The 24,698-nt window shown below is 67.6% G+C and carries 33 protein-coding genes; 1 reads left to right on the forward strand and 32 read right to left on the reverse strand.

Annotated elements, in window-relative coordinates; translation table 11 throughout:
* Positions 1 to 28: 28 nt before the first annotated feature.
* From NX794_RS07510 to NX794_RS07560, 11 genes are all read right to left on the reverse strand, one after another.
* Entirely contained in the window at positions 29 to 379 is a 351-nt protein-coding gene (locus NX794_RS07510) for a CHC2 zinc finger domain-containing protein (RefSeq protein ID WP_309505971.1), read from the reverse strand.
* Positions 380 to 447: 68 nt separating this feature from the next.
* Positions 448 to 588, reverse strand: a complete 141-nt coding sequence (locus NX794_RS07515; protein WP_258777445.1) for a DUF7215 family protein — start codon at positions 586 to 588, stop codon at positions 448 to 450.
* On the reverse strand, positions 585 to 962 hold the full coding sequence (locus tag NX794_RS07520; protein WP_258777446.1) for a hypothetical protein: 378 nt from the start codon (positions 960 to 962) through the stop codon (positions 585 to 587). The genes NX794_RS07515 and NX794_RS07520 overlap by 4 nt, the downstream gene beginning before the upstream one ends.
* 14 nt (positions 963 to 976) lie before the next feature.
* Positions 977 to 1,855 (reverse strand): AAA family ATPase, encoded by an 879-nt coding sequence (locus tag NX794_RS07525; RefSeq protein ID WP_258777447.1) that lies wholly within the window; start codon positions 1,853 to 1,855, stop codon positions 977 to 979.
* Complete coding sequence (locus NX794_RS07530) at positions 1,792 to 2,268, reverse strand: deoxycytidylate deaminase (RefSeq protein WP_258777448.1); 477 nt, start codon at positions 2,266 to 2,268, stop codon at positions 1,792 to 1,794. Before NX794_RS07530 ends, NX794_RS07525 begins: the two co-directional genes overlap by 64 nt.
* An 81-nt stretch (positions 2,269 to 2,349) precedes the next feature.
* The gene (locus NX794_RS07535) at positions 2,350 to 2,787 is read right to left on the reverse strand and encodes a hypothetical protein (RefSeq protein ID WP_258777449.1); all 438 of its coding nucleotides are present in this window, start codon (positions 2,785 to 2,787) and stop codon (positions 2,350 to 2,352) included.
* Positions 2,788 to 2,824: 37 nt separating this feature from the next.
* The gene (locus NX794_RS07540; protein WP_258777450.1) at positions 2,825 to 2,974 is read right to left on the reverse strand and encodes a hypothetical protein; all 150 of its coding nucleotides are present in this window, start codon (positions 2,972 to 2,974) and stop codon (positions 2,825 to 2,827) included.
* Positions 2,971 to 3,465: a hypothetical protein gene (locus NX794_RS07545; protein ID WP_258777451.1), complete on the reverse strand. Its 495-nt coding sequence runs from the start codon at positions 3,463 to 3,465 to the stop codon at positions 2,971 to 2,973. Before NX794_RS07545 ends, NX794_RS07540 begins: the two co-directional genes overlap by 4 nt.
* A gap of 46 nt (positions 3,466 to 3,511) precedes the next feature.
* Complete coding sequence (locus NX794_RS07550; RefSeq protein ID WP_258777452.1) at positions 3,512 to 4,477, reverse strand: hypothetical protein; 966 nt, start codon at positions 4,475 to 4,477, stop codon at positions 3,512 to 3,514.
* Positions 4,474 to 4,734, reverse strand: coding sequence for a hypothetical protein (locus NX794_RS07555; RefSeq protein ID WP_258777454.1), 261 nt, complete (start codon positions 4,732 to 4,734; stop codon positions 4,474 to 4,476). Before NX794_RS07555 ends, NX794_RS07550 begins: the two co-directional genes overlap by 4 nt.
* Positions 4,735 to 4,940: 206 nt before the next feature.
* Positions 4,941 to 5,402, reverse strand: a complete 462-nt coding sequence (locus NX794_RS07560; RefSeq protein ID WP_258777455.1) for a hypothetical protein — start codon at positions 5,400 to 5,402, stop codon at positions 4,941 to 4,943.
* A 147-nt stretch (positions 5,403 to 5,549) separates the two neighbouring features.
* On the opposite strand from NX794_RS07560, the gene NX794_RS07565 reads away from it, so the two are divergent.
* Entirely contained in the window at positions 5,550 to 6,002 is a 453-nt protein-coding gene (locus NX794_RS07565; protein ID WP_258777456.1) for a hypothetical protein, read from the forward strand.
* A 58-nt stretch (positions 6,003 to 6,060) separates the two neighbouring features.
* Here the strand turns inward: NX794_RS07565 and NX794_RS07570 are convergent, their stop codons facing one another.
* The 21 genes from NX794_RS07570 to NX794_RS07670 form a co-directional block, all read right to left on the reverse strand.
* The gene (locus NX794_RS07570) at positions 6,061 to 6,354 is read right to left on the reverse strand and encodes a DUF7439 family protein (protein ID WP_258777457.1); all 294 of its coding nucleotides are present in this window, start codon (positions 6,352 to 6,354) and stop codon (positions 6,061 to 6,063) included.
* A gap of 4 nt (positions 6,355 to 6,358) precedes the next feature.
* Complete coding sequence (locus tag NX794_RS07575; protein WP_258777458.1) at positions 6,359 to 7,255, reverse strand: N-acetylmuramoyl-L-alanine amidase; 897 nt, start codon at positions 7,253 to 7,255, stop codon at positions 6,359 to 6,361.
* 82 nt (positions 7,256 to 7,337) lie between these two features.
* Entirely contained in the window at positions 7,338 to 7,694 is a 357-nt protein-coding gene (locus NX794_RS07580; RefSeq protein ID WP_258777459.1) for a DUF2746 domain-containing protein, read from the reverse strand.
* Positions 7,691 to 9,016 (reverse strand): tail fiber domain-containing protein, encoded by a 1,326-nt coding sequence (locus NX794_RS07585; protein ID WP_258777460.1) that lies wholly within the window; start codon positions 9,014 to 9,016, stop codon positions 7,691 to 7,693. Before NX794_RS07585 ends, NX794_RS07580 begins: the two co-directional genes overlap by 4 nt.
* 81 nt (positions 9,017 to 9,097) lie before the next feature.
* Positions 9,098 to 9,346, reverse strand: a complete 249-nt coding sequence (locus NX794_RS07590; RefSeq protein ID WP_258777461.1) for a hypothetical protein — start codon at positions 9,344 to 9,346, stop codon at positions 9,098 to 9,100.
* 39 nt (positions 9,347 to 9,385) lie between these two features.
* A complete protein-coding gene (locus NX794_RS07595; RefSeq protein WP_258777641.1) occupies positions 9,386 to 10,861 on the reverse strand; it encodes a hypothetical protein in 1,476 nt (491 codons plus the stop codon).
* Positions 10,862 to 11,161, reverse strand: coding sequence for a hypothetical protein (locus NX794_RS07600; RefSeq protein ID WP_258777462.1), 300 nt, complete (start codon positions 11,159 to 11,161; stop codon positions 10,862 to 10,864).
* Positions 11,161 to 12,363 carry a siphovirus ReqiPepy6 Gp37-like family protein gene (locus tag NX794_RS07605; RefSeq protein ID WP_258777463.1) on the reverse strand — a complete coding sequence of 401 codons (1,203 nt, stop codon included), beginning with the start codon at positions 12,361 to 12,363 and terminating at the stop codon, positions 11,161 to 11,163. The genes NX794_RS07600 and NX794_RS07605 overlap by 1 nt, the downstream gene beginning before the upstream one ends.
* 2 nt (positions 12,364 to 12,365) lie before the next feature.
* Positions 12,366 to 13,220: a phage tail family protein gene (locus NX794_RS07610; RefSeq protein WP_258777464.1), complete on the reverse strand. Its 855-nt coding sequence runs from the start codon at positions 13,218 to 13,220 to the stop codon at positions 12,366 to 12,368.
* Positions 13,221 to 13,226: 6 nt separating this feature from the next.
* Entirely contained in the window at positions 13,227 to 17,033 is a 3,807-nt protein-coding gene (locus tag NX794_RS07615) for a hypothetical protein (RefSeq protein WP_258777465.1), read from the reverse strand.
* Between the two features lie 4 nt (positions 17,034 to 17,037).
* Complete coding sequence (locus NX794_RS07620; protein WP_258777466.1) at positions 17,038 to 17,349, reverse strand: hypothetical protein; 312 nt, start codon at positions 17,347 to 17,349, stop codon at positions 17,038 to 17,040.
* Between the two features lie 80 nt (positions 17,350 to 17,429).
* Positions 17,430 to 17,759, reverse strand: a complete 330-nt coding sequence (locus NX794_RS07625) for a phage tail assembly protein (RefSeq protein WP_258777467.1) — start codon at positions 17,757 to 17,759, stop codon at positions 17,430 to 17,432.
* A 126-nt stretch (positions 17,760 to 17,885) separates the two neighbouring features.
* On the reverse strand, positions 17,886 to 18,482 hold the full coding sequence (locus tag NX794_RS07630) for a phage tail tube protein (protein WP_258777468.1): 597 nt from the start codon (positions 18,480 to 18,482) through the stop codon (positions 17,886 to 17,888).
* A gap of 53 nt (positions 18,483 to 18,535) precedes the next feature.
* Positions 18,536 to 19,030, reverse strand: a complete 495-nt coding sequence (locus NX794_RS07635) for a phage tail termination protein (protein WP_258777469.1) — start codon at positions 19,028 to 19,030, stop codon at positions 18,536 to 18,538.
* A complete protein-coding gene (locus tag NX794_RS07640) occupies positions 19,005 to 19,511 on the reverse strand; it encodes a DUF5403 family protein (protein ID WP_258777470.1) in 507 nt (168 codons plus the stop codon). The genes NX794_RS07635 and NX794_RS07640 overlap by 26 nt, the downstream gene beginning before the upstream one ends.
* Positions 19,508 to 19,849, reverse strand: coding sequence for a phage head-tail adapter protein (locus tag NX794_RS07645; protein ID WP_258777471.1), 342 nt, complete (start codon positions 19,847 to 19,849; stop codon positions 19,508 to 19,510). Before NX794_RS07645 ends, NX794_RS07640 begins: the two co-directional genes overlap by 4 nt.
* A complete protein-coding gene (locus NX794_RS07650; protein WP_258777472.1) occupies positions 19,846 to 20,307 on the reverse strand; it encodes a hypothetical protein in 462 nt (153 codons plus the stop codon). The genes NX794_RS07645 and NX794_RS07650 overlap by 4 nt, the downstream gene beginning before the upstream one ends.
* A gap of 77 nt (positions 20,308 to 20,384) precedes the next feature.
* On the reverse strand, positions 20,385 to 21,440 hold the full coding sequence (locus NX794_RS07655; RefSeq protein ID WP_258777473.1) for a phage major capsid protein: 1,056 nt from the start codon (positions 21,438 to 21,440) through the stop codon (positions 20,385 to 20,387).
* Positions 21,441 to 21,515: 75 nt separating this feature from the next.
* Positions 21,516 to 22,043: a hypothetical protein gene (locus NX794_RS07660; RefSeq protein WP_258777474.1), complete on the reverse strand. Its 528-nt coding sequence runs from the start codon at positions 22,041 to 22,043 to the stop codon at positions 21,516 to 21,518.
* A gap of 2 nt (positions 22,044 to 22,045) precedes the next feature.
* Positions 22,046 to 23,182: a VG15 protein gene (locus NX794_RS07665; protein WP_258777475.1), complete on the reverse strand. Its 1,137-nt coding sequence runs from the start codon at positions 23,180 to 23,182 to the stop codon at positions 22,046 to 22,048.
* Positions 23,179 to 24,672, reverse strand: coding sequence for a phage portal protein (locus NX794_RS07670; RefSeq protein ID WP_258777476.1), 1,494 nt, complete (start codon positions 24,670 to 24,672; stop codon positions 23,179 to 23,181). Before NX794_RS07670 ends, NX794_RS07665 begins: the two co-directional genes overlap by 4 nt.
* Between the last annotated feature and the right edge of the window lie 26 nt (positions 24,673 to 24,698).

Consider the following 24,698-nt stretch of genomic DNA (forward strand, 5'->3'; position numbering starts at 1 on the left):
CCGGTATCGGGCGTGGCCGGGGAAAGGATCAGCGACGACGCCAAGTCGGGCGGAAAGAGCTTCCCCCTTGCCGATCCCCCTTGCGTGCAGCCACTGTGCGGCCTCCGCCGTAAGCGCTCCTTCGTACCCCTGGGTTGCCTCTTCCAGCATCTCCCTCTGGGAGGCCGAGAGTGGCCGCAAGGGCTCGTGCTCCTCGGAAATCGGTCTCCTCCTTCAACATGATCATCGTGTAGCTGTCCCCGCCCTGCCCGCACGAGTGGCACTTCCACAGGCCGGTGTCGAGCTTGTAGGACATCGACGGGGTGTTGTCCTCGTGCAGCGGGCAGTGCGCCATCCCCGTGTTGCGCTCCGAGTTGAAGTCCAGCTCGTAGTGCTCCATCACGGAATCGAGCGTGGGCTTGCCCTCGTCTCCCGCGTCGTGGTCGGCCTCGCCGATCCGCCGGTACCTCACAGCACCACCCCGTACGCCTCCTCGACGCTGAGGACCAAGGCCAGGTCCGAGTCGGGGTCCTCGATGTAGGCGAAGAACGCCTCGGCCGCGTCGAACGCCTCGTCGGCGTCCACACCCAGGCCCATGAAGCCGATCACTGCGCGTCCCCCAGGCCGAAGTACCGCTCGACCGTGGTCAGGACGTACGCCTTGCGCCAGCTCACGCGGGGCCGCTTGACGATGACGACGCCGGACACCAGCTCGGCGTCGAGCCTGCGGTTCTTGCGGAAGTTCTCGACCTCGGTCTCCATCTGGCGAACGAAGGTCGACGGCTCGAACTTGGCGTTCTTGGCCTCGATCACGACAAACGCGCCGCTGGCCATCCGGATGACCAGGTCTCCCTCGTCGTCGGCGCCGTTGAGGTGCAGTCGCTCGATGTCGTACTGCTGCTCACGGAAGCCGTCCCGCAGGGCGGCCTCCCAGTCAGCACCCTTGCGCTTGTTGCGCCGGTTCCTCGCTGCAAGGTCGGTCACTCTATCACACCCTTTCATGCTCCTACGGCGAACTTCGTCGGCGACCAGACCTCTTGCGACTTGGCCGTCTGTGCCGTGACCACCACGCGCTTCTCCGCCCGCCGGAAGCGCGTGTACTCGGGCTCGCAGATCATGGTCGTGTAGCGCTGCGCGGTCGGATCGCACGGGCCCATGCGCTGCTTGATACACGCCACGTGGTACGCCATCGATGTGGGGTCCAGCGCGACGGACAGGGCCAGTTCGGGCTTCTCGCTCAAGCCACCCTTGACCTGGTCGCGGCTCGGCGGGTTCCACGGCTGCGTCTTCGCCTCCCACGCCTTGTCACTCGCGTGGTGCAAGATGATGACGGTCGCCCCGGTGTCGCGGGCCAGCTCCGTGCAGCCCTGCATGACGGCCATCTGCTCGGTGTAGTCCGACTCGGCGTTCTCGAAGTCCATGAGGTTGTCGAACACCACGACCTGCGGGTACGCGTTCCACAGCTCGATGTACGCCTCGATCTCCTCATCGATCTGCCGCCACGCGATCGGGCTGCCGAAGGAGAAGGTGATCTGGCTGTCCGCCAGCGCGTCGATGTACCCCTGCCGGTACTTCCCGCCCTCCGCCATGCCGGCCTCGACCATCTCCGTGGTGTCCCTCGTCGCCATCGACGCGAGACGCGATGACGCGGTGAAGGCGGACATGTCGGCGCTGAAGTACAGCGTGGGCAGGTTCATCTGCGCCACCCAGAACAGGGCGAAACCCGACTTCTGTGTGCCGCTTCGTCCGGCGACCATGACGACTTCGCCGTGCCGGGGCCGGACCCCGGCGGCGTACAAATCCTCGAACGCCTCTACTCGGGGAAGTTCGCGACCCGACTCTGCATGGAGTGCCAAAGACCTACCAGGGGTGAGCACTTGGGACCGTTCTCCTCTCCCAGAACGACGACCCGCCGGATGCCGGCGGAAGCGATGAGCGTGTTGCAGGCCGGGCATGGCCGGCGGGTGGCGTACAGGGTCGCGGCCTGTAGCTCGTAAGGCGGGATGCCCTTGTCCAGGACGTCTTCGATCGCGTTGCGCTCGGCGTGCGTCGCGGCGCAGTTCGCGTAGTTGGAATCCCGCTGACACTCCTCGACGGAGAGCAGGCCGCGGGGGCAGTTACCGGCGCTCGCGCAGCCGGGCAGGCCCGGCGGCAGACCGTTGTAGCCGAGTCCGATCACGCGGTGCTTGCGGCTCAGGATCACGGCGCCCACCTGGGCGCGCGTGCAGTCGGCTCGCGTGGACACGGCCTCTGCGAGGCCCAGCGCCCACTCATCCCAGCTCGGTCTCACCGAGCCCTCCTTCCTCGGGGCGCTCCGCCCCGGCATCGACCCCCTTTCGACCATCAACCTTGTCTTACTTACACACTAGGATCAGTCGAAGTCGGGGGCGCCGTCCACAGCCGCCTCCGCGGCGGCCTCCCGCGCGTTGGCGTACGCGATGACCTTGGTCCGGGCGTCCGCGTCGTTGAGGGGGCGCCACACCCACGCCGGCCGCTGGCCCGGCTTCTTCGCGGGGATCTGGTCGAGGGTCACGATGGTCGCGCCGCCGACGATGGTCTGGAGGTCGCGGGCGAGGATCGTCTGCTCGATCCGCGTGCCCTTGGTGATCTCCGGGGTGCCGGCGTTGAGCTGGGCCTGATCGCGGAAGACGGTGACGTCCGCGAGGACAGAGTCCTTCGGGCCGTTCGGGGTGGGGCGCTGGTGCTCGAAGGAGTGGACCTCGATCAGGAAGGCGACCGAGCCGAAGAGGTCCGCCGGCTTGAACCAGCCGCCGGCCTGGACCGGGATGTCGATGAGGTTGAGAGCCACTGTGTTGGTACTCCTATGTTCGATGAACGGTGCTCAGTTACTTGGTGAGGCAGCGGGCCGGCATCTCGCCGACCTTGCTGAAGGACCAGACGCCGCACGGTGCGGACGTCCAGACCCAGACGCTCGCGACCACGCCGATCAGCAGGACGAGGGTCGCGGCGAAGTTCTCGCCCCTGGAGGGCTTCACGCGGCGAGCGCCTTGCCCTTGGCCTTGTAGGCGGTCATCACGGCCGGGTCGGCGAAGAAGGACTGGTTCCCGGCCCACAACTTCTTCAGCTCGGCGCGGGTGGCCTTGCTCTCGATCTCACGCAAGATCCAAGCGTTCTTGTCCTGCTCGGGCGAGGCAGCCGGTGCCTGGTCGGCGACGGTGACCGGCTGGTTGGTGGCGCCCACGCTGGCCCAAGGGTCGCCCTGCGACTTGGCCGGCGTCGCGGCCGGCTCCTGCGCGATGACCGTCGCCCCGAGCTGCGTCGCGATCAAACCCTTGCCGTGAGCGATCTGCGTAGCGTTGGTGACGACATCTGATAGCGTCAGGCCGGTCACACTATCACTTTCGATCCCGAAGAAGTCGAGGATGTCCTGCCGGACGTCTCCCGCGCTCCCCTTGAAGACGGCCCACGTGTCCTCATAGGACTTGCCGTACTTGATCGTGACGGTGATGCCCCTGGCTTCACTCACTCGGTTGAGTTCCTCTCTCGTGACGATTTAGTCAGTCTATCACACCTTACGCGGCTGGAGCTGGGCCTTCTCCTGTGCCCCGCATCACGAACTGCTTCATCGCCTTGCGCCCTTTCGAGCGCAGCTCCCGGACGCGAAGCGCCAGCTCAGCAGCTTCCCATCCGAGGTTCAGGTCGACCCAGTACAGCGCGCACTCCCCCTTACCCGCCGGCAGGTGGATGATGATGCCCCAGTCCTGAGAGACCGGCGGCAGCGGGCTGTAGGCCGCTGCCGCATCATGCACGTCTATCACACGCTTCTTGAAGGAAGCGACCGCGGCCTTGTCCTGGGCGTCCACCGGGAAGCGTGCGAAGTCGTACTTCACCCCGCGCGAGTAGCAGGCGAGCTGAGCAGCCATCTTCAGGCCGCCGTAGTCCACGGAGCCCGTCTTCAGGTCGCAGATGAAGTTGCCCGAGATCGGCTCGCCGTCCGGGCCGGGCCCGTCGTACTCGGCCATGCGGTCGAAGGTGCCGGCGACCCCCAGCTCGTCGACCACGACGAACTGTTCCACGGCTTTCACCGTCAGTGGGGACGTCTCCAAGAGGTAGGCCGCCATGTCCTCGACGTCTCGCGCGGAGAGGCCGGCGGGCAGCGGCCGACCAGCGTCCACCAGCTCGGAGAGGCCGTGAAGGTGGGTGCCCTTCTCCCGCTTGCTGTTGGCGCCCGAGGCGTCCGTCGCCTGCACGGCCAGCTCGTTCAGGCGCTTCTTGTCGTCCGGGTTCTCTGGGTCCAGGAGCCGGGCCTTGCCCACCAGGTCCGCCCGCTTCGCAGCCCCGACCAGGACCATGCGCTTACCCCAGTCGATCAGGGCGCTCTTGTCCTCGATGCAGTCGATGAACGTCGTGGTGCGGGTGTAGCCCTTCGGTTGACCGCCAGCCCTGGGGACGACGATCGGCCGGCCCCAACCGTCCCGCGGTACCGAGTGGTTCGGGTGCGCGGGCTTACTCGGGATCTCCATCAGGTTCAGGCTCACGCGCTCACGTCCTTCGGGTCGGTCTCGCACAGGTACATGACGACGTTGCCCTCGTCGTCGAATTCGGGGTCGTACTCGAAGTCGTCGACCAGCTCCAGGCCGAACACCTCCAGGAAGTCGAGCAGATCCTTCATGATCTTGGTGTCATGGCCATCGGCGTCCGTGACGAGGCGGAAGTCTTCTTCTTCGGCATCGATGTAGACCCTGATGCGACCTTCGTCGGCGACGAGGTTGGCCTGCTCAAGGACACGCAGCAACGATCCCACCCCCAAGGTGTGTAAGTGTGACTGATCGGTTCCCGGACTATTTCACTGCGTTTCGGAGCGTGTCAAGCGGGCAACCGTGTGAGTTGCTTTAAAACCTACCGAAGCCTGTGTATGCGACATGTAAGCCTGTGACCTGGGCAGACATGCAAAAGACCCCCTCCGAAGAAGGGGGTCTGCACATGAGAAAAAGGTAAGCGTCAGTCGCGCTTGTCAGCGTTGCGGCGAAGGGTCGTCGCCCTCGCGGGTTCGCGGATGATGTCCGTGTCACCCGCCTCGCGCGGCACGTAGAAGAAGCCCTCGACGGTGTCCGGCTCGTAGTGGACGACCGCGTTCTCCTCCTTCAGCATCCGGTGCCACGACTCCAGGCGCTTGACCTTGTCCTCGTCTATCGACAGGCCGGCACGCTTACGGCCCTCCAGGCGCAGCATCATCAGCGGATACAGCGCGCGGTGTTCCTTCTTCACCGCCCAGGGGATCAGTACGTCATCGCGGGCGATGCGGCGCGCCAGCCCCTTGCGGTAGCGGAAGTTCCCCCACGCAGAGGGCTTCATCTCGATGTTGTACTTCCGCAGGTACTCCGCGCTCATCTCGTCGTAGGTCCACCCCTGCTCGAACCACCTGATGACCTCGCCCTCGTCCTGGATCTTCTTGGCCGGCATCGGCTCCTCCTGCTTTCCGTTGAGGTTGTGTAAGTTTGCGAGCCCTCGGCCCGTCGTCGTACTTACACTCCCACTACTGAAGTGATCTTGTCAACCTTGCACACTCGGTAGACTCAGTGTGCAGCCGCGACCCATCAGGAGCAAACGATGAAGATGACAGTCGAGGTCACCGCCTGCGACCTGGACAAGGAGATGCCCGCCAAGACCTTCTTGATCATGGTCGACGGCGAGACGTACAAGCTGGACCTGTGCAGCTCGGACGCCCAGCCGATCGTGGAACTGATCGCGGCGGCCAAGAAGAAGGGCATCGAGCCGACGCCGATGGAGGAACTGATCGCGGCGGTCAAGGAAGAGGGCATCGAGCCGACGCCGGCCAAGCCCGCGCTGTCCGCGCCGCCCACGCAGTTCACTCCCCCGTCGCCGCCCGCCAAGAAGGCCGCGCCCAGAGCGAAGAAGGCCGCGGCCAGCGCGAAGAAGACTGCGGCCAGCGCGGAGGAGAAGCCGGCACCGAAGAAGCGGGGCGGTCGCCGCCCGAGGATCACGAGCATGGCGGAGGTCGAGGCTGCCAAGGCCGCCCGCCAGGGCCAGGCACAGGACTGAGACGACGAGAACGCCCCCACCGACCGCACAGGTCAGTGGGGGCGTCTGTGTTAACTGGTCAGCCCCGGTCGTGGGCCTCGCGGTACTCGTCTACGGCGTCCGAGACCGAGCCGAAGACCTCATCACGGGTGGGCCTTGTCCCGTTCGGCTGGACGTACACGCCGAGCGTGGTCAGCACCGGGACGACGATGGCCAGGGCCGGTTGGTCTGGGCCGAAGAAGTACACCGCGATGTAGGCCAGCGCGCCGATGGTGGCGATGATCGCCTTGGCGTACGGCTTCAGCGCGTTCGGGAGGACGGGCAGGAGCAGGTTCTTCACGGGGGTGTCGTATCTCCTCGCGTGGTCGGTCATGCGATCACGCCTTGACGGTGAAGCCGTGCTTGGCGCCCAGAGCCTTCAGGCTGGACAGGCCGGGGATGCCGTCCGCGTCCGCGCCCGAGTAACCCAGCTTCTGCTGCAGCTTCTTGTACGCGGCGATCGTGGTCGTACCGAAAGAGCCGTCCGAGGCGTAGGCCGCACTCAGCAGGCCCTCGGCCTTCAGGGCGGCCTCGACGATCTTCACATCCGCGGCGTGTGTGGCGTGGCCCTGCGCAGCGCTCGGGTCCTTGCGCGCGGCCTCGACCACGTTGGACAGGTCGACGACCGGCTTGGTCGCCGGGGCCGGCGCCGAGGCACCGCCGGCCAGCTTGATCAGGCGGGCGATGGGGAAGTTGCCGGGGTCACCGTGGTCGTTCTCCGGAACGTGCTGATGACCCGCGATCCCGTTGAAGTTCTCCCACTCGGAGAAGCTCATCCGCTGGCCGTTCTTCGAGCCGTAGGAGCTGGGGTAGGCCAGCCACGGCTTCGAGGTCGACTTCAGCGGGATCGGGTAGGTGGCGGTCAGCCACTTCACGAGCTTGGCCAGGCCGGCGAGCTGGGCGTCGGTGGCGCTGGGCCAGTAGACGCCCGGCCCGCCCTTGTCGCAGGTGCCGATCAGCTCGATCTGCACGCAGTTCAGGGTGTTGGTCTGCACGCCGCCGGCCGCGTTCACCAGCGCGCGGGCGGACTCGTTGGCGTAGAAGTGCTGACGGACCCGGCCGTCCGGGTGGACGGTGAAGGTCGGAGCGACACTTCCGCCCGAGTAGCTCGGCCAGGAGCTGCCCTCGGTGGTATGCAGAACGATGACGTTCGGGTGCGGCATGGTGTCGCCCTCGTACGCCGAGTGGAACCACTGGGTGGTGCGGTCGGCGCCGGGGTAGATGTGCGCGGTCAAGGTGGTGCGTGTCTCCTTCAGGCATGGCGAAGGCCCCGCCCCCCGCGGTGGGGAGACAGGGCCTTCGGGTGGGTGGGGAAGATCAGGCGGCGCTGGTGGCCATGTGGTCGTCGAGTCGTTCGGCCACGGCCAGGCGCTCACGGCGCTCGTGGGCGATGTCCGCGCGGAGGGCGGCGATGTCCTCGCTATGCCGTTCCTGGAGTGCGAGAACGCGGTCGATGCGGTGGGCCACCGCGTCCAGGTCGTCGCGAAGGTTGGTCGAGTGGGTGTTGGCGACCTGGTCCCGCGCCTCGGCCGCGTGTTCGCGGACTTCGTTCAGGGCGCTGGCTTGGCGGCGCAGTAGCTCGATGACGACGCCCACCAAGGCCACTGCCACCGTGCCGCCGGCCGTCACCGCGGCAACCTGAACGCTCGGGTCGAGTGCGAGGGACGTGGTCATGACGCCTTGGCCTCCAGCGCAACGAGGCGCTCGGACAGTGCCTCGATCTGCGCGGCCTGGCGCTGCACGACCGGGACCAGGGCGACGCCCAGCAGGTCATAGCGGAGGCCGTCGACCTCGCCGTCCAGGTAGTTCACGAGCCAGGGCAGGCGCCGCTCGACCTCTTCGGCGATCAGGCCGACCTCGTCCTTGCGGCCCTCCTTGACCGTGCCGTCCTCGCGGACCTGGTCCTTGCGGTCGTAGACGACCGGGCGCAGCGCCAGGACGTCGCCCGGGTCCACGGCGTAGTCGCGGACGTTCTCCTTGAACTTGATCGAGGACGTGTTGCGGCAGAAGGTGCCGTCGCCCTCGACCCAGACCGCGTACCAGGTGCCGGACCCGCTGGCCGAGTTGGCGTGAGGCTTCTTCGAGCCGTTGGCCCAGGCGATCGTGCCGCTCGACTCCACGTACTGGGAGTGGCTGTGCGAGCTGGGTGCGAACGTGGACGGCTTCGAGGTGATCGAGGACCACGAGTGCGAGTGGCTGGCCGGCGCGAACGTGGACGGCTTACCGGTGATCGAGTTCCAGTCGTGGGAGTGTGAGCTTGGTGGGTAGGTCGCCGGGGTGCCGGTCACGTCGGACCAAGCGTGCGTATGCGCGCTGGGTGCGAAGGTGGACGGCTTGTTGGTGATGTCCGTCCACTGGTGGGTGTGCGCGGCCGGGGCGAAGTCGTTCGGCCGGCCCGAGATCGACGCCCAGGTGACGACCGGGGCGAGGTCGGCCCACGCGGAGCCGGTCCAGTATTCCCAGGCGCCGGTCGACGTGTTCAGACCGAGTCGCCCGATCCGCGGGTTCTCAGGCCGGGTTGCCGTGGTCCAGCCGCCGACCGTGTTGCCGGTGAAGCGGCGCTCGTCCGTTACGGCCGTGGCGGTGATCGTGGCTGCGCCGATGGCGACCTTGACCTGGGCCAGCGGGAACTCGTAGACACCTGTGTCCGACTGAGTCAGGGCTGGCGCGTCACCGCCCGGCGAGCCCTTGACGACGGCGAGCGTGATGGTATTCGCGGCGGGGTCCAGGCGCAGCACGACGCGGTCGATGCGCACGCTCGTCGAGGCCGCGTCGATGGGGAGAATCTCGACGTCCGTCGACTGCACGGCGAAGCCGCGCACCAGGGCGAAGCCGGGGTTCGCCTTGACCTGCATCCCGGAGCTGTCGCCGACGACGCGGAAGCCGGCGCCTCCGACTTGATCGGCCACGCCCGTGGACTGAAGCTCACGGAACAGGTAGGAGAACTGGCCTTCGCTTACGGACTGGTCGTCGAAGGGGTAGGAGGTGATAGCCACTCGGGGGGTCCTTCCTGGGCAAGAGGAAGGCCCCCGAGGTCGTGCACTCGGGGGCCTTGCGAGAGGGGCGGGGCGGCTGGGCTACGGGCGCGAGAGGGCGTCGGTCTCGATGTTCTCCGTATGCCGCGCGACCGCGACCTTGAAGTCCTCGGGCAGCGCCGCCAGCGCGGCGGCCAGGGCAGCGTCAAGGACGGCCTTGGCGTCCTCCGGGGTGTAGGGCTCGTATGGACTCTGGACGAGGTCGGTGGGGATCTGGATCGTCACGAGCGTGCGGATCGGCTTCGAGGTGTCGCCGGACCAGCCGCCGACGTATCCGCCGGTCAGTGCCACTCTGGGGTTCCCTTCTTCATGGTTGTCGCGGGGTGTGCGTTAAGCGAGGGCCACCCAGAAGCGGTTGCTCTCGTTGGCGATCCCGCTCAGGGTGGTGGGGGCGGTCGTCGGCGAGGTGGACAGTCGCCCGTAGCGCCACAGGTTGTTCAGCCCGAACTGGTTGGCCGGCGAGCCGTATGCGTTGTCGACCCCGAGGATCATCGGGCCGTCACCCGTGGTGGTGTTGTAGTTGAAGCGCCAGGCCACGTAGTAGATGCCGGCGGGCAGAGTCACCGACGCGTCCAGCGTGGCGAACGAGGCGTTGCCGCCCTTGTCGTGCTGCTCGGCCGGCTCCTTGACGGAGTCGATGTTGGAGGCGACGCCGACGCGGGCCAGGGTGGAGGCGTTGTAGACGGCGGTCCAGCTCCCGGCGATCAGGCCGCCCGCGTAGCCGCCGAAGTGCCAGACGACCTTCGAGACTGAGATCGACTCCGTCACCTTGACTGCCGCCAGGCGCGGCGTCGTGCCGCAGTAGATCGGCGTCGAGTCGGCGAGGGCGGGGTCGAACGCCCAAGCCTTCAGGCCCAGGTCCGCGGGGGTGAACTCTGCGGGGATCGCGATGCTCGGGAGCTGCGCGGCCGTGAGCCGCTTCGCCGAGTCCAGTGTGGCGACACCGGAGGCCGCGCCGCGCGTGCTGACCTTGATGTACGTCGAGCCCAGGTCGGGCAGGTTGACGTTCGGCACCAGGCTGGACCCGTCCAGCGGAGCAACGCCGTTGGCCGCGCCCTTGTCGGCCGCCGCGATGGCCCCGACGTCTGCCGCTTGGAGTACGACGTCCGGGCCGGCCTTGCCGTTCACGGTGCCGACGCCGCCCGCGCCGGGGTCACCCTTCGGCCCCTGCGGACCGGCCGCACCGGTCGCGCCGGGCGCGCCCATGATGTTGCCCTTGACGACCCAGCCCGTCCCGATCACGTAGGTGTAGACGTTGCCGGTGTCGGTCCGCACCGCCATATCACCGGCCGCCGCGGTGACCTGGGTGGACTCGGTGGCGTTACCGAAGACGTACACCTTGCTGCCTGGTGTGCCCTTGAGGTTGCCGATCGGACTGCCCCAGCCGGACGCACTGCGCTGCCAGAGGTCGCCCGTGTCGGAGCGGAGAAGCATGTCGCCGGCCTTGGCGTCCGTGCTCGGTGTCGACGCGGTGTTCACGTACCACTTCGCGCCGCCGATCGGGGTACCGATCTGATACCAGGCCCCCGAGGACTTCTGGAAGTAGGTCAGCGTGCTGTTCGTGACGCCCAGCAGGGTGCGGGTGTCCTCCAGGATGTAGAGGTCTCCGTCCTTGCCCTGGCTCGCAGTGGGGGCCGCGGTGCCGTGCAGTACCTGGCCGCCGGCCGCGCCGGGAGCACCCGCGGCGCCGGTTGCTCCTGCGGCGCCCTTGTCGCCCTTCGGTCCCTGTGGACCCTGCGGGCCCTCGGCTCCAGTGGGACCGACGATGCCGGAATCCTCGGGAGCCGGCCATACGGTCAGTCCCACTTACACAACCTCCACTCCGCTGATGTGCAGCGCGCACGTTGAGCCGCTGCCCTGTACCTCGATCTCGTCGCCCGTGGTGAGCACCTGGTTGATCTCCAGGGTCAGGACGCCCTGCGGGGCGATGCCGACTCTGGGGAGGACGTCCACCCCGCTGATCTGGACTGTGACCGAGCCGGCCTGGTCACCGGGGTTGGCGGCGACGACGTTGGTCACGATCGCCGTCGTGGAGTCCGGCACGGTGTAGACGGGAGTCAGCCCGGCGGGGGCGCTGCCCCGGTAGAAGTTGAACGGGGTGGCCACTACCAAACTCCCATGATCGCCATGATGTCGTCCGCGCCGCCGCTGGTGGATCGCTCCAGCGAGGAGACACGCTTCTCGGCCCTGGACACACGCTTGTGCAGCGCGATGTCCGTGCTGAAGCCGGTCGGGTCACCGAGTGCGGCGCCGACGAGGAAGCCGTCCTTGCTGGCCTTCATGACCAGGCCGGTCACGTTGGCCTTCAGCTCCTGGTCGTCAACCACGACCGCGACCCGGTCGCCCAAGCCCCAGTCCCTGCCGAAGACCATCGTCGAGTCCTCCATCGGAACCAGCTGGAGGTCGACGGCGGTGAAGCCCGAGTCGGCTATCGCCTCGTCGCCGGCCTGCTGAAGCTCGTCCCAGTTGTCGGTGTTGCGCTGGTCGACCCACAGCTCGATGCGCCGGCCCCAGTCGGATTCGGCCTCCAGAGAGGTCTCGTTGGACACCTCCAGGAGCTGGCGCTTGGTCAGCTCGCCCTGGCCGGCGACGATCGCTCGCGTCACCCCTGGCGCGGAGATCGCGGCGCGCTGCCCGGACAGGGTGCCGTTCAGCACGTCCAGTCGGATGAAGTCGGACCTGTCTTGCACCTGGTATGTCTCGAATACGAGGGCTGTCCCACGCTGTATGACGCGGAAGCCCAGGTCGCCGAGCAGCGCCACCTCGGAGAGCAAGTTGCCCAGCACGGGGAAGCGTGCGGACTTCACGACCTGGGGCCCGCGGCCGTGGTCGTCGCCCATCGTCAGACGCTGTCTGCGCCGAGGTGCCGGGGCCGCCGGGCCGGCGTTGGCCCGGACGAATCCGTGCATGACACTCTCCGCCGCCCCCTGTCGGACGTCGTGCGCGAGCGCCTGTGTTGCACCGTTGGGGTTCGTCGGCTCGGGGAACGCGAGCATGTCCGACAAGATGACGTTGTCTGAGACGCCCTCGAAGACGACCGAGCCGCCGGGGTCCTCCGGCGTGGATGCCGACTCGAACTTCGTCATCGGCCCGGACATCAGGGTGTAGCTCGGGCCGGTGACGATGAGCCCGGAGCCGGGCCGGCGCAGGATGGGGGTCAGCGGATGCTCACTGGCGAGGGTGAGCTTCCAGGAGCCGACGTTGTTGAAGGCGTCCTGCATCTCGAAGTTCAGCTCCTCGGGCCGGACCAGCCCGACCCGCGTCAGCGTTCTGTCCCGCACTTCGACGGTGAGGTCAGCAAGTCTCACTATCACACCACCATCCACTTGCGTGGCTGCCATGAGCAGACGATGGCCGACGCCTTCGAGATGTCGAGCAGGGACGCCTCCGCCGTAGATAGGCCAGGCTTGACCGTCCAGAAGCGGGGCGCGGCATCCAGCTCGTTGTAGCGGTTGGTGCCGTCCTGGTCGACGACCGTGCCCGCCTTGGTGTCGATCGTCAGCGACTCGCCGGCCGCCAGCTTGCCGTTCCACTTCAGCCGCTCGCCGGTCGGAGAGACGGCCGTGAACGTACGGCCCGGCCCGGTGATCTTCCAGACCGGGTACGCCTCGGCGTCCCCAGAGTTGTTCAGCTCGATCGTGCCGATCGCCTGCGACGCCGAGACCTTTAGGTTGCCCAGAGTGGACAGGAACGGGCTCGACGTCGCCCCGGTGATGCGCCGGGTCTCGGTGACCGAGGACGTCCAGTACGGGTCGGGTGCCCGGAAGGTGATGACCGTCTCGAACTCGCGCTCGCCGATCGTTTCCACGCCGTACGTGAACTCGCCACCGCCTGTGCGGTAGACGACGAGGGACCAGCGGGTGCCGTCATCGTTCTGGAGCGTGAGCACGCACCGGTCGGAAACGGCCAGGGCCAGCCGGGACAGCCTGGCCTGGAGATCCGTACGATCACGCGCGAGGATCTCCAGGGCCAGGTCGATATCCCGAGACTGGACCCGCTTGCGGCGGTACACAGAACCGTCCCCGGCCCCTTCGAGCCACTGGACGGTGACGGGGGGCAGGCCGAAGCCTGTCGCCCCCGACTTGGCCTGGTAGCCCAGGCCCTTGTCCGCGATCTCGTTGAGGTTGAGCGTGTCCGTGCCGCTGCTCAAGATGAGCTTCGGCAAGCCGAATCACCATCCCATCCGGGCTCGGTTGGCAGCGGCGAACAGGTCCTCTTCGGAGTCGATAGAGGAACCCGGTGCTGCGTAGTAGTTGAGGACCTTCGTGGTGCCGCCGGCCTGGCCGGCGAGCGCGGCCGAGACCGCGGAGGACACACCACGCGACGTGCTGAACGCGCCGATCGACGGGGCGCCGAACTCGGTTCCGGCGACGTCTTCGGTCAGCCCCTTCAGCGACTTGCGTACCGCGTCGTAGCGGGACTCCAGGCCGGCGATGAAGCCGTTGATGACGAGCTGGCCGGCGTTGACGAGGATGACCTTGTCGAGGGACTCGGGGCCCTTCCAGCTCGTCAGCTTGTCCGTCAGCGAGCCGAGCTTGTCCTTGACCGCGCCGAACATGCCGCTGATCCCGGAGATGAACCCCTTGATCAACTGGATGCCGGCGTTCTTCAGGGTCGACGAAAGGTCGCCCAGCGCCTCCTTGGCCTTGCCGGGGAGCTTGGCCACCGTGGACGCGGCCTTGCCGATCCACGTCTCGATCGTGGAGACCAGCGACTGGAACTTCGAGATGGCCGTCGTACGGACTGAGTCCCAGCCGTCGCTGAAGAACGACTTGATCCGACTGATGCCACTTGACGCCTTCGACCACAGGCCGGAGAAGAAAGACGAGAAGCCCGAGGTGATGTTGGACCAGGCGCTCTTGCCGAAGTTGACCACCGCGTCCCAGCCCGCCTTGAAGGCGTCCTTGATCGCGGTGAGGCCCTTCTTCGCTGCGCCCAGGAAGCTGACCGACAGCCACGTGATGAACGCGCCGAGCAGCGTGTCCCACAGGCCCTTCAAGATCCCCATCAGGGACTTGAAGACGTTGACCGCGTCGTCCCAGAGGTCACCCCAGTTCAGGGTGAAAAAGTCGTACCAGAACTCGAAGACGGCCTTCAGGTAGTCGATGACGCCCTTGAAGATCTCCTTCAGGCCCTCGAAGACCAACGCCACGCCGTTGATCGCGGACACGAAGGTGCCCAGGAACAGCTCGGCGAGGAACTCGATGGCCGGCGCGAGGACCGGCATCAGGAAGTCGATGATCGACTTCAGCGCCTCAAGGAACGGCATCACCGCCTGCACCAGGCGATCGAACGCCTGGGCGAACAGAGGCAGGAACGTTTCCGCTATGCCCTGGACCACCGGGATCAGCGGGATCAGGATGGCCGAGAGGATCTGGATCAGAACATCGACCAGCGGCATGGCCGCGGTGATGATCTGCCCGATGAACTGCGCGACGAGCGGCAGGATCGGGGCCAGGCCCGAGATGAGCTGGAGCACCAGCGGTGCCACCGCGGCCAGCATCTGACCGAACGCCTGGGCGACGATCGGCAGGATCTGAGACAGTGCGGTGAACGCCTGGCCCAGCACGTCGGCGATAACCGGCGCGAGCTGGTTGATCACCGGGGCGAGCTGCCGGAAGACGCCCGTCAGGGCACCGCCCAGCAGGTCGATCAGCGGGAGGATCGCAGGGGTGAGCGAGACGAAGGCGTTGGCCAGCGGGGTCAGCGCGGCTGCCAGGAGCGGGCCGAGATTCTCGGCCATCTCGCCCATGATCGAGAGGACCGCGCCGAGCGCGGCGCCCAGCGGCTTCAGCGCTGGCACCAGGGCGTTGACGCCCTGCTCCAGGCCGTTGAAGAGATCCTGAACGCCGAGCGTGACCATCGGCTGCGACAGCGCGTCAGCGATGCCGCCGATGGCCGTGCCGATGATCGTGCCGACCTGCGGCATGACCTCGGTGATCAGCGAGGCCAGCTCGCTGAAGAAACGTTTCACCTGGGCGCCGCCCTGGCCGGCCATGTTCGACATGGCCTGGTGGGCTGCGGTGAAGACGCCGACGAGGGCCTGTTGCGCGCCCGATGAGTCGACTGCGGCGTGGATGCCGGCGAGGGTGTCTCGCAGCATCCCGAGGGTGGAGCCGCCGGCCTCGGTGGCGGCGCGAGCGATGCCCGCGAGGATGCCGCCGGTCTCGAAGAGGACGCCACCCAAGTCCTTCAGGGACTGGATACCGGCGTCGATCTCTTCCTTGAGACCTGACTCGCCCTTCTGGTTCAGCCAGTTCGACGCCTTCTCGGCGATGTCGACGAACCACTGCGCGAGCTGCGGCAGGTAGCCGGCGCCGACCTTGCCGAGCGTCGTGATGACGTTGGCGAACGCGCCCGTGCCGCTGGTGGCGATGTCGATCGACTTCGACAGGTCGCCGAACATCCCCTTCAGCTCGGGGGCGAGCGAGCCCTTGAGGGCCGTGGCGAAGCCGCCGAAGAACTGGCCGAGCTGGGTGGAGGTCTGAGCGAAGCCGTCCCGCAGCGCGGGGAGGGCGCTGTCGATCAGGTCCCGGATGGGCTTCTTGGCCTCGGCCCAGAAGTTGGAGCTGATCAGATCCTGGAGCGCGGAGAGCTGCCCCTTGACCTCGGGGAGAACCTTGTTGAAGTCCTTGAACGCGGCGATCGTGGCACCGACGCCGATCGCCATGCCGCCGAGAATTCCCGGCAGTGCGAGCGAGGTCGCGCCGATCTGCGCCAGCGACGCGGACAGGGCGGCGAGGTTGCTGGCCGCCGCGATACCCCAGGACGCCAGACCGGCGATGGCCGTAGCCAGCGTGCCGATGATCGGCGTACTTCTGTCCAGGTTCTTCAAGACGTTGCCGAGCTTCTCGAACGTCTGGCTCAGCACGCGCCCACCCGACAGCGCCTTCAGCATCGAGGCCGCGGTGGTGTACGCGGACACCGACACCTTCGGGAACAGGTTGACGGTGCGGTCGCGGGTCAGGCGGGCCATCGACGCCATCACCGCGGCGATGGCGGACTTCGAGGTCTCCGGTTCGATCTCGGCCTTCAGGCCGTCGATCTTGTCTTGGAGATCATCGATCTCGTGCTCGACCTTACGCTTGGCGACCGCGTCCAGCTCGGGCGTGATCTTGGCCTTCAGCTCCTCCATCTGGAGAAACGCGGCTTCGAGCTGCCGCTTGAGCTTGGCGACGTCCCGGTCATCCAGCTTGGGGTTGACCTTGATGTCGTCGAGCATGGCCTTGACCTTGTCGGCCGTGGCCTGGGCTTCGGCCATGTCCCAGTTCAGGGCGACCTCGGCGCGCAGGTCGAGACGCTTCCGGAGTTCCTCCTGCGCCTTCTTCAGCGACTCCTCGTCCATGCCGACCGTCAGGTTGACCTCTGCGATCTTCGCCAACTCGGCGTTGATCTTGGCGAGGGCCTGCTTCAGCGAGGCGTCGTCGTCGTAGTCGACGGTCAGGTCCAGGCGCAGGTCGTTGGCGAGCATCTCGCGCACGGCGAGCAGCTCGGCCTCGTTCACGTGGACATCGATGTCAACGGAGCGCAGCTTGGCCAGCTCGGCGTCGATGCGGGCGATGGCGGCCTTAATCGAGTCCTGCGAGGACTCGTCCACCGTCAGGCGGATCGTGCGGATCTCGTCGAGCCGATCGTTGAGCAGATCGAGCGCGGCGCCCAGGTCGTCGCCGTTGAGGTCGACATGGATCGATGTCTCCGCCAGTCGGTTCAGCTCGGCCTGGAGGCGAGCGATGCCGGCGCGGACGGAGTCCTCGTTGTCCAGGTTGACGCGGAGGCCGATGTCCTTGAGGGCGTTCTTGGCCGCCGCCTGGATCTTCTCGGCCTGGGCCTTGATGTCGTCGGCGTCGAGGACGACCTTGGCCTTGACCTCAAGTCCCTGCTCCGCCTTCTTGAGTTCCGCCTCGGCTTCCTGCTTGAACTTGCTGGTCTCCGGCAGGATCTTGATCGCTACGCGACCAACCACCTGTCCATCGGGCATGGGCCTACCTCCGGGCGAACTGCTTGTAGATGTCCGCCACGCGTACGCGGCGCCTGGTCTTCCCCTTGGCGGCCTTCTTCTGGACCTTGGGCCTGGGCCACTCCGGGAACTTGGGAGCGCCCTTCTTGCCCCACTGGCCGGTGGCCCGCGTGTTCTGGTTGAGCGCGTCGAAGATGTCGGCGGTCATGTGGCGGTCCACGCCCCAGCCGAAGTGCTCCCTGCCGCCCGACGCGAGAGCGACGGTCAGGGAGGTGTCGGGCAGCCTCTGCACCATGAGCCAGACGAGGGCCGGCGAGGGCCCGCGGCCGGCGATCACCTCGGCGAGGTCAACGCCGTAGTAGAACCGCAGGTCGGGGTACAGGCCCTCGCCGTGCTCGTCGATCAGGCGCGCGAGGCTCAGGCTTCCCCCGCCTGGGTGCCCTTGGTGTAGGTCTCGAAGATCGAGGCCAGTACGGCGAGGTCGCCGGCCACCTGCTCGATCAGCTCCTCCGCGGCCTTCTTGTCCTTCGCCACCAGGCGGATCGCGTCCGCCAGGACGTCGCCCTGGTCCAGGCCCTCGTCGCCGTCGAGCCTGTCCTGGAGGGAGCCCAGTTCGTCGCGCTCGGCCTTGGCTAGGCGCAGCGGGTTGCGGAGGACAACGGTGTTCGTGTCGTCGAGCTGGATGTCGGTCGAGCCGTACTTCGCGTCGGCGGCGGCGCGGATGTCGTCGAGGGTGTACGTGGCCATGAGGTGCGGACCTCCAAGGGGTCGGGAGAGAACAGGGGGCGGACCGAGGGGAGGGGCCCGCGAGGGGCCCCGGTGTGCAAGGCGGGTCCGCTGTCGCACTTACACACCGGGGGGTCAAAGGACGGCTCAGGCTCCGGTGCCGGCGCCCGAGCCCGCGTCGGTGCCGCCGCCCTCGGCCGGCACTGTGCCCAGCGGGGTGATCGCGTAGGTCCAGTTGTTGGAGCCGTACGCCATCGGCTTCACGCCGAGCGGGAGGCCGGCGAGGGACTCGGTGTCACCGAAGGACAGGTCGTCACTCCGGTAGATCTCCGCCTTCGGCGCGTAGATCGCGAAGACGTTCTCGCCGTCCACGAACACCGCGAGGAAGGCGCAGGTCGTGGGGACCGGGTCGGTCGGAACGCCGACCGTACCGTCCGGCAGGACCGGGGCGTTCGAGCCGTAGTACAGCTTCAGGCCGGCGACGTCGAACTGCTGGAGCGTGAGCGCCAGCGTCTCCGTGCGGGCGCTGTACTTGGTGCGCAGGCTCTTGTTCTGGAGCGAGCCGATCGTGGTCGCCTCGCCGCCCTCGGAGGTGATCGAGAGGATGTCTTCGAGGCTGGTGTGGCCCACGGCCTCCCAGGGGGAGAGCGGGGCCAGCAAGTCGGCCGGGATCTCCGTACCGGTCGCGGCGGTCAGGTAGTTGCCGCTCCCGATGACGAGAGTCGCGGCATCGTTCAGTGCCACTCGGGGGGTCTCCTTACTCCCGGCATGTCTCACTAACACACCGGACTGTGGGGTTACTTCAGGAAGGGCTTGGTACGCGGCTTGCGGATGTCGACCTGGAACGTCGACTCGTAGCGCCACACCCCGGTCGGGAGGTCGGCGTACTGGACCGGCCCTGTCGAGGTCGCCCAGTCGGTCGTCCGGCGCGGGGCGGCCAGCATGTCCACGCGGGTGATGTGGCCCTTGCCCGGATACACCTTCTGCTGCATCCACGCGTTGCGCAGGACCACGCGGCACGCCTCGGACAGGATCGACGCATCGGCGTCGCCGTCTGGGTCTTCGCAGAACGCTTGCACGACCACGCGGGCGGAGTCGGTGAAGCGGTCGTCGCCGGTCCAGACTCCGTACGTGGTGTCCCGGCGGACCAGGACGAACGGGAAGCTCTGGTCCTTGGCGATGAGCGACTGCACGTGGATGCCGGGCAGTCCCTCGCGGAGCACCGCGAGGAGTAGGTCTTCGACGGGCGACAGCTCGGCGAGCGCCCTAATCTCGGATGGAAGTCCGGCCACCGCCGCCCCCCTTCTTCATGCGGATGCGTACGTGCCGCTTGACCTTCGCTCCCCCGCCATCGCGGTGCGGCAGGTCCGCGGCGTCGGTGAGGATGAAGAGGCCCTCCATCGAGCCGACCGTGTACTTGTTGACGGTCTCGCCCTCGGCGTTCAGCAGGGTCACGTCGTAGGCGTTACGGCCCAGCTCGATGGCCAGAGCCGAGTTCGGGTTGCCGCCCTGGTGGTCGACGGCGTGGTCCTCCAGGACCACATACCGGTCGACGCGGCCGCGTTCGACTTCGACGGTTGCCCCGGTCGGGTCCAGGGCGCCGATCTCCTTGCCCTTGCCGGCTCGGGCGCGTTGCAGGTTCTCCTCCGCGCGCACGCGGATCAGGAACTGCTTCTCTTCGAGAGCCAGCTGGACCCCGTCGATCAGGGCCAGGTAGTCCTCGACGTTCTTGAACTTGCTGCCCAGCCCGTTGTCCAGCCACTCGATGCTCACGATGGCCGCTCCCGGATGTCGATGGCCCAGTGCCGGGTCTTGCGGTTGCCGTGGTGGTAGGCCGGCGGCGTGACGATGTCCCACTGAGTGCCGAGCGCTTCGACGCGGGACCACAGGGTCACGTCCGACAGGTCGGCCGACACGATCATGCGAGTGATGTTGATCTGCATCTGGCCGGGGACCTCGGCTCGGGCGGAGCGCTGCGGGATCAGCGCGCACCGCACCTCGACCGGGCCGGCCGGGTCGGCGACGAGCACCTTGTTGCCGCGACTGTCGACGTGTTCCTTCGTCTTCCAGACCTTCGCCTTCACGCCGCGCCTGCGCTGGAGACTGCTCACCACGGTTCCCGCTCGTCGGCGTACATCGGGAAGTTCTTGCCGAAGGGCTCGACCGGCACCAGGCCCACGGCCACGGGCCGGCGGCGTGACTGCCAGGCGGTGACCTCGGCGGTGTAGAGGCCGTTCGTGCGCCGACCGGCCAGGCCGGCAAGCAGCTTCTGTTCCTCGTTGGTGAAGTACACGGTGCCGGCGTTCTCGCCGGCCGCGTCGTTCCAGGCCAGCGTCTCGTCGCCGGCTCGGGACTGGGTGTAGCCGTCCGGGTTGGACATGTACCGCTTGCACGTCTTCAGGACGAGCGTGCGCACCATGCGCGGGGCGGCGTCCTCGGGCCACTCGCGCCCGTAGTGGGCTGCCAGGTCCGAGGCGTCCTCCAGCGCGTTAGCCGCGACACGTTCCTCATCAGCGTCGAGCGTCCAGTCCAGTCGCCCCTTCAGGTCGTCGAGGGTGGCGTACGCCACGGGTTCTCCTTCTCGTCGGGGCGAGACGGGACGGAGGGTGTCACGCTTACACACTCTGCCCCGTCTCAACGACTGGATCAGACGGAGGCGCCGTCAGCGGTCGCGGCTACGCCAGTGATGGCGGCCAGCTCCTGCTCGACGGGGTCCGGGCCGTCCGGGTCGGGCAGCACGTCAGCGTCGGCGTCCAGGTCCAGGGAGATGGCGCGGACGAAGTGCTCGTGCTCGGAGACGAACGCCTGGCCAGTGACCGCGTCGCGGCCCATCAGGATGTCCGTCACGGAGCGGAAGCCCTTGAAGGTGTTCACGACCGAGCGGTCCACCAGGTAGTTCGCGTCGTAGTCGCGGACCCATCGCAACGCCACGCCGTTGTAGGACGCGGACGCACCGAAGGGGACGGACTGCGGGACGGACGGGGCGCCGGTCGCGAAGATGAACGCGGACTGCGTCATCGCGATGGCCTTGTCCGAGGGCAGCTCGTTGGAGACGACGATGTTGAAGCCGTAGCGCCGGCCCAGGGTCGCCTCCTTCAGCGCGGAGACGGCCTCGGACTCACCGACGTTGGAAGCGAGGTTCAGGTCCGGGTCGGCCAGCAGCTCGGTCTCCCAGTCGGTGCCGACCAGCAGGGTCCGGGACTCCTTCGGGATGCGGAACTTGTTCAGCACATCGCGGGCGCGGATCAGGGTCCGGCGCAGGGAGCGGTTCGCGACCTGGCCGCCGAGCGTGACCGGGAACTTCTGCCCGAGCAGGTAGTCAACGGCCTGGAACTCCAGGCCGCGGCCGACCGCTTCGGTCTGCTTGGCCATCAGCTTGGCCCAGCCCTGGAGGTCGAAGTCGTTCTGCTCGTCGGTGAGCTGGACAGCCGAGTAGATGTCGCCGGCGAAGCTCACGGCCACGGTCTTCTCGTGGTAGGTGTCGAACTCGATCGGCTTCGAGCGGTCGTTGCGGAAGCCGTAGGTGCGGAAGGGCAGGACGCCCTCGACCTTGACGTTGATGGTGTCGTTCTTGGTGCCCTTGAACTGGTCGATGCCCTCGCGCTGGAAGACAGCCGGGACGACCAGAGCCTCTTCGAGAGCGACCGCAGCGGTGGCCGCGATCTTCTCGGGCTTGATCACATCGTGCGGGGTGTACGCCACTGGGGTGGGTCTCCTGTAGGTAGGGGGAGGGAGGCTCGGCGTGTCTCACTAACACACCGGCCCAGAAGGGGAAGCTCAGTACCTGCGCGAGCGCGCAGCCCGAGCGGCCTTGACCGGGTCGAAGTCCTCGTCGCCATCGGACGGAGTCAGACCGCCACCGAGGGACTCGGGAGCCGGCGGCACGACAAGCTTCTGAAGCTCCTTCGCGTCGGCCTCCAGTTCCTCGGGCGACGAACCCGCCAGGCGCTTGGCCAGGGCCGGCGGCAGCTCGTACTTGGCTGCCACGTTGTTGAGCAGGATCTGCCGCTCCAGCGCGTCGTTCTGCGCCTTCAGCTCGGCGACCGCGGCCTCGAACTCCTCGACCGTCTTGGCCGACGAGAGCTTGGTTTCGGCCTCGCGCAGCTTCACGCGGTAGTTGGCCGCCTCGGCTCGCGCGTCCGTCAGCTCCTTGCGCAGCACCTCCGGAGGAACCGTTTCCTCCTGGGACTTCTCCTCGGTCGACTCCGCGCTATCTCCCTGGTGAGCCTCGCCCTCCGCGAGCATCTGCGGGGTCTCCTCGTTCGGGGTGTCGTTCTCGGTGCTGGGGGCTTCCTGCTCGGGCACTCTCACGCCTCCTGGACGTTCGGGGGTGTCTGCCGCGCCTCCTGGGCTGCGGCCTTCTGTTCCCGCCGGATGAACCGGCGCCAGGCGGACACAGCCGCCTTACCGGAGAGGCCCTTGGTGACCTTCGGCCACAGTTCCTCGTACCGGCGATTCAGCTCGTACAGCGCCGACGCCGACGAGCCCTTGTACTGCGCGAGGCTGTAGACCGGCTCCGCGTAGCAGTGACAGTTGTCGTGGTAGGCGTCGCCTTCAGCGAACGCCGCCGTGGCCTGCGACTTGTAGACGGGGCCGCGAGAGATGAGCATGGCGCACCACCCGCAGGGAGTACCGGAGCGCGAAAGCCTGATGTAGCCGATCACCCGGCGGTCCCTGGCCATGTGGTTCCACACGGTGGACCGGCCGCCGTTCATCACCAGGCGCTCGGCGGTCGCCGCCTGCCGTGCGCCGGCCTGCTGATGGGCTTCCTCGCGTGCCTTGTCGACGTCCACCGCGGGCTTGGAGTCGTCGATCACCGACGTCTTGCGCTCCAGGTTGGACGGGCCGAGCGCTTCGAGGATGACCCTCGCCTCAGCCTCTGCTTCCCGCTCGATCTGCTCCTCGCTCGGCTCCAGTCCGTCCAGCTCCTCAACCGCGATGCGGTCCTCGTCCAGCTCGGCGTCGGCCTCCGGGGCTGACGTCTGCTCGGACGCGGGCTGTGCCTCCCCGCCGGCTTCCCCGGACTCGCCGGTCGCGGCCTGCGGGGAGGAGTCGGAGGGTTCAGGCCGACCGGCGCCTGACGGCTCCTCCAGGGAGCCGCCAGCGGCTTCACCAGCCAGTTCAGCGAACTCTCGCCGCAAGGTGTCCAGGGTCACGTACGTGGGCTCTGGGTGGTACGGATCGGCCACCGTCGAACCCGTGCGCAGGGCGCGGGCCAGACGGTAGTAGGCGCGAGCCAGATCACGGCTCATACGCCGCCGGGTCATCACCAGTGTGATGGCCCGGCGGAGCCACGCCGTGGACGTGGTGGCCCTCGCGGTGACGGGGACCGCCTTCCACAGCTTCAGCGCCTCGTCCACGGTGCCCGCCCCGATCTGGGTCAGGGCCACCTGGAAGGCGGCGGATACGCGATCAGCCTCAGCCTGTCGGGCTGCGGACGTCACGCGGCGATCAGCCCCTCACGGGGGCTGGTGTCGACGGCCGGCGCCGGGGCGACGGACGGTGTCGCCCGCGTCAGCGCGGTGGCGAGCTGGCCGACAGAGTCCTCGTCCTCGGCCAGGTCCACCCAGTCCTCGTACTCGGTCTGGGTGACGCCCGGAACCCGCTTCCAAAGGCCCTTCTTCGGGATGCCGAGCTGCTCGGCGAGCTTGCCGAGAGCGTCAGCGGCCTGGGCCAAGCTGCGCGACTCCATGTCGCGCCACTGCACTTCGCCGTGGAAGTCCTCGGCGGCAGATGTGTCACCGTCCAGCTCTGCGGCCAGGCGGAAGACCCTCTCCCAGGACTCACCGAAGATGGACTGGAACTCGGAGACCTTCCGCTGAAGCGCGGTCTCGGCGGCCAGCAGTGCCTCCGCGGAGAGGTTGGCTATCTGGCCCAGCACGAAGTGGGCCGGGGTCTGGCTGATCGCGGCGAGGTGCCGGATGGACATGTCGATCGAGTCGATCAGCGAGCTGACCGGCCCGGCCGGCAACGACCCGAACCGTACGTCGGGGTCCTCGGCGAACAAAAAGCGGCGGGCGTTGTGGTTGATGGGCGCCGGAATCGGGTTGCCGGCCGCGTCGAGCTTCGGCCGGCTGTCGACCGCCTTGTCCGGGTCGGTCGTGATGTTGCCTTCCGCGTCCAGCATCTCCATCTGCATGGGCGGAGCCATGCCGGTGGCGTACCGGACCTCATGCGAGGTGTACGTCTGCGCGACCAGCAGGTCGAAGACGGTCTGGTTGATCCGGTCCTGGAGCGCGATCATCGGCTCCACGACGCCGACCGTGCGACCCTCCAGGTCGACGGACGCGGCGAACCGGGTGACCGGACACTCGCTCGCGCCGTGCCGCTTCAGGCGGGCCACGCGCACGCTGTCCGCATCGCCCTTCGCGGTGAAGGTGACGGCGTACTCGTAACTGCCGTCCCACATACGGGCCTTGCCCTTGACGTTGCCCTTCGGCATGGCCGTGATGGTCAGCGCGGCGTACGGTGTCTCGTCGTTGGCCGGGTCCTCGTACAGGGCCGCCGTGCGCTTCGCGCTCAGGCCCTTCGAGATCACGCCCTTCTTCGTCTTCTCCGTCAGCACGAAGGAGTGACCGAAGGCCAGCGCGCCCCGGTACACCGCGGCTTGGCGGGCGTCGAGGCGCGAGCGCTGCCAGTGCGACCACTCCGTGGTCTTCGAGGCCGGCGCGGCGGGCAGCTCACCCTCGCTGGACGCGCCCGAGCGGAAGCCGTCCACGTACAGCGCCTGAGCCGGCGTGCCGACGAGGAGCGGCATCCAGTTGGACACCGCGCGCCTGGCCAGCAGCTTGTACTCGTCGTCCGCCTGGGGCGGCATGTACGGGTCGTCGTGGTTGCCCTGCACGTAGCGGTCGATCCGCTCCAGCCGGCCTTCGTCGCGATCGAGGATGGCGAGGAGTTCCGTCGCCAGCGCCTTCGGGCTGGTGTCAGCCATGCCTCACCACCTTTCTGTCTCACTAA

The sequence above is a fragment of the Streptomyces pyxinicus genome (assembly GCF_024753135.1).
Taxonomy (GTDB): domain Bacteria; phylum Actinomycetota; class Actinomycetes; order Streptomycetales; family Streptomycetaceae; genus Streptomyces; species Streptomyces pyxinicus.

Coding starts and splice junctions, on each gene's coding strand:
- NX794_RS07510 (WP_309505971.1), bottom strand. CDS start 379: ATGGAGCACTACGAGCTGGACTTCAACTCGGAGCGCAACACGGGGATG.
- NX794_RS07570 (WP_258777457.1), bottom strand. CDS start 6,354: ATGACCGACCACGCGAGGAGATACGACACCCCCGTGAAGAACCTGCTC.
- NX794_RS07615 (WP_258777465.1), bottom strand. CDS start 17,033: ATGCCCGATGGACAGGTGGTTGGTCGCGTAGCGATCAAGATCCTGCCG.
- NX794_RS07560 (WP_258777455.1), bottom strand. CDS start 5,402: ATGCCGGCCAAGAAGATCCAGGACGAGGGCGAGGTCATCAGGTGGTTC.
- NX794_RS07625 (WP_258777467.1), bottom strand. CDS start 17,759: ATGGCCACGTACACCCTCGACGACATCCGCGCCGCCGCCGACGCGAAG.
- NX794_RS07580 (WP_258777459.1), bottom strand. CDS start 7,694: ATGACCACGTCCCTCGCACTCGACCCGAGCGTTCAGGTTGCCGCGGTG.
- NX794_RS07565 (WP_258777456.1), top strand. CDS start 5,550: ATGAAGATGACAGTCGAGGTCACCGCCTGCGACCTGGACAAGGAGATG.
- NX794_RS07670 (WP_258777476.1), bottom strand. CDS start 24,672: ATGGCTGACACCAGCCCGAAGGCGCTGGCGACGGAACTCCTCGCCATC.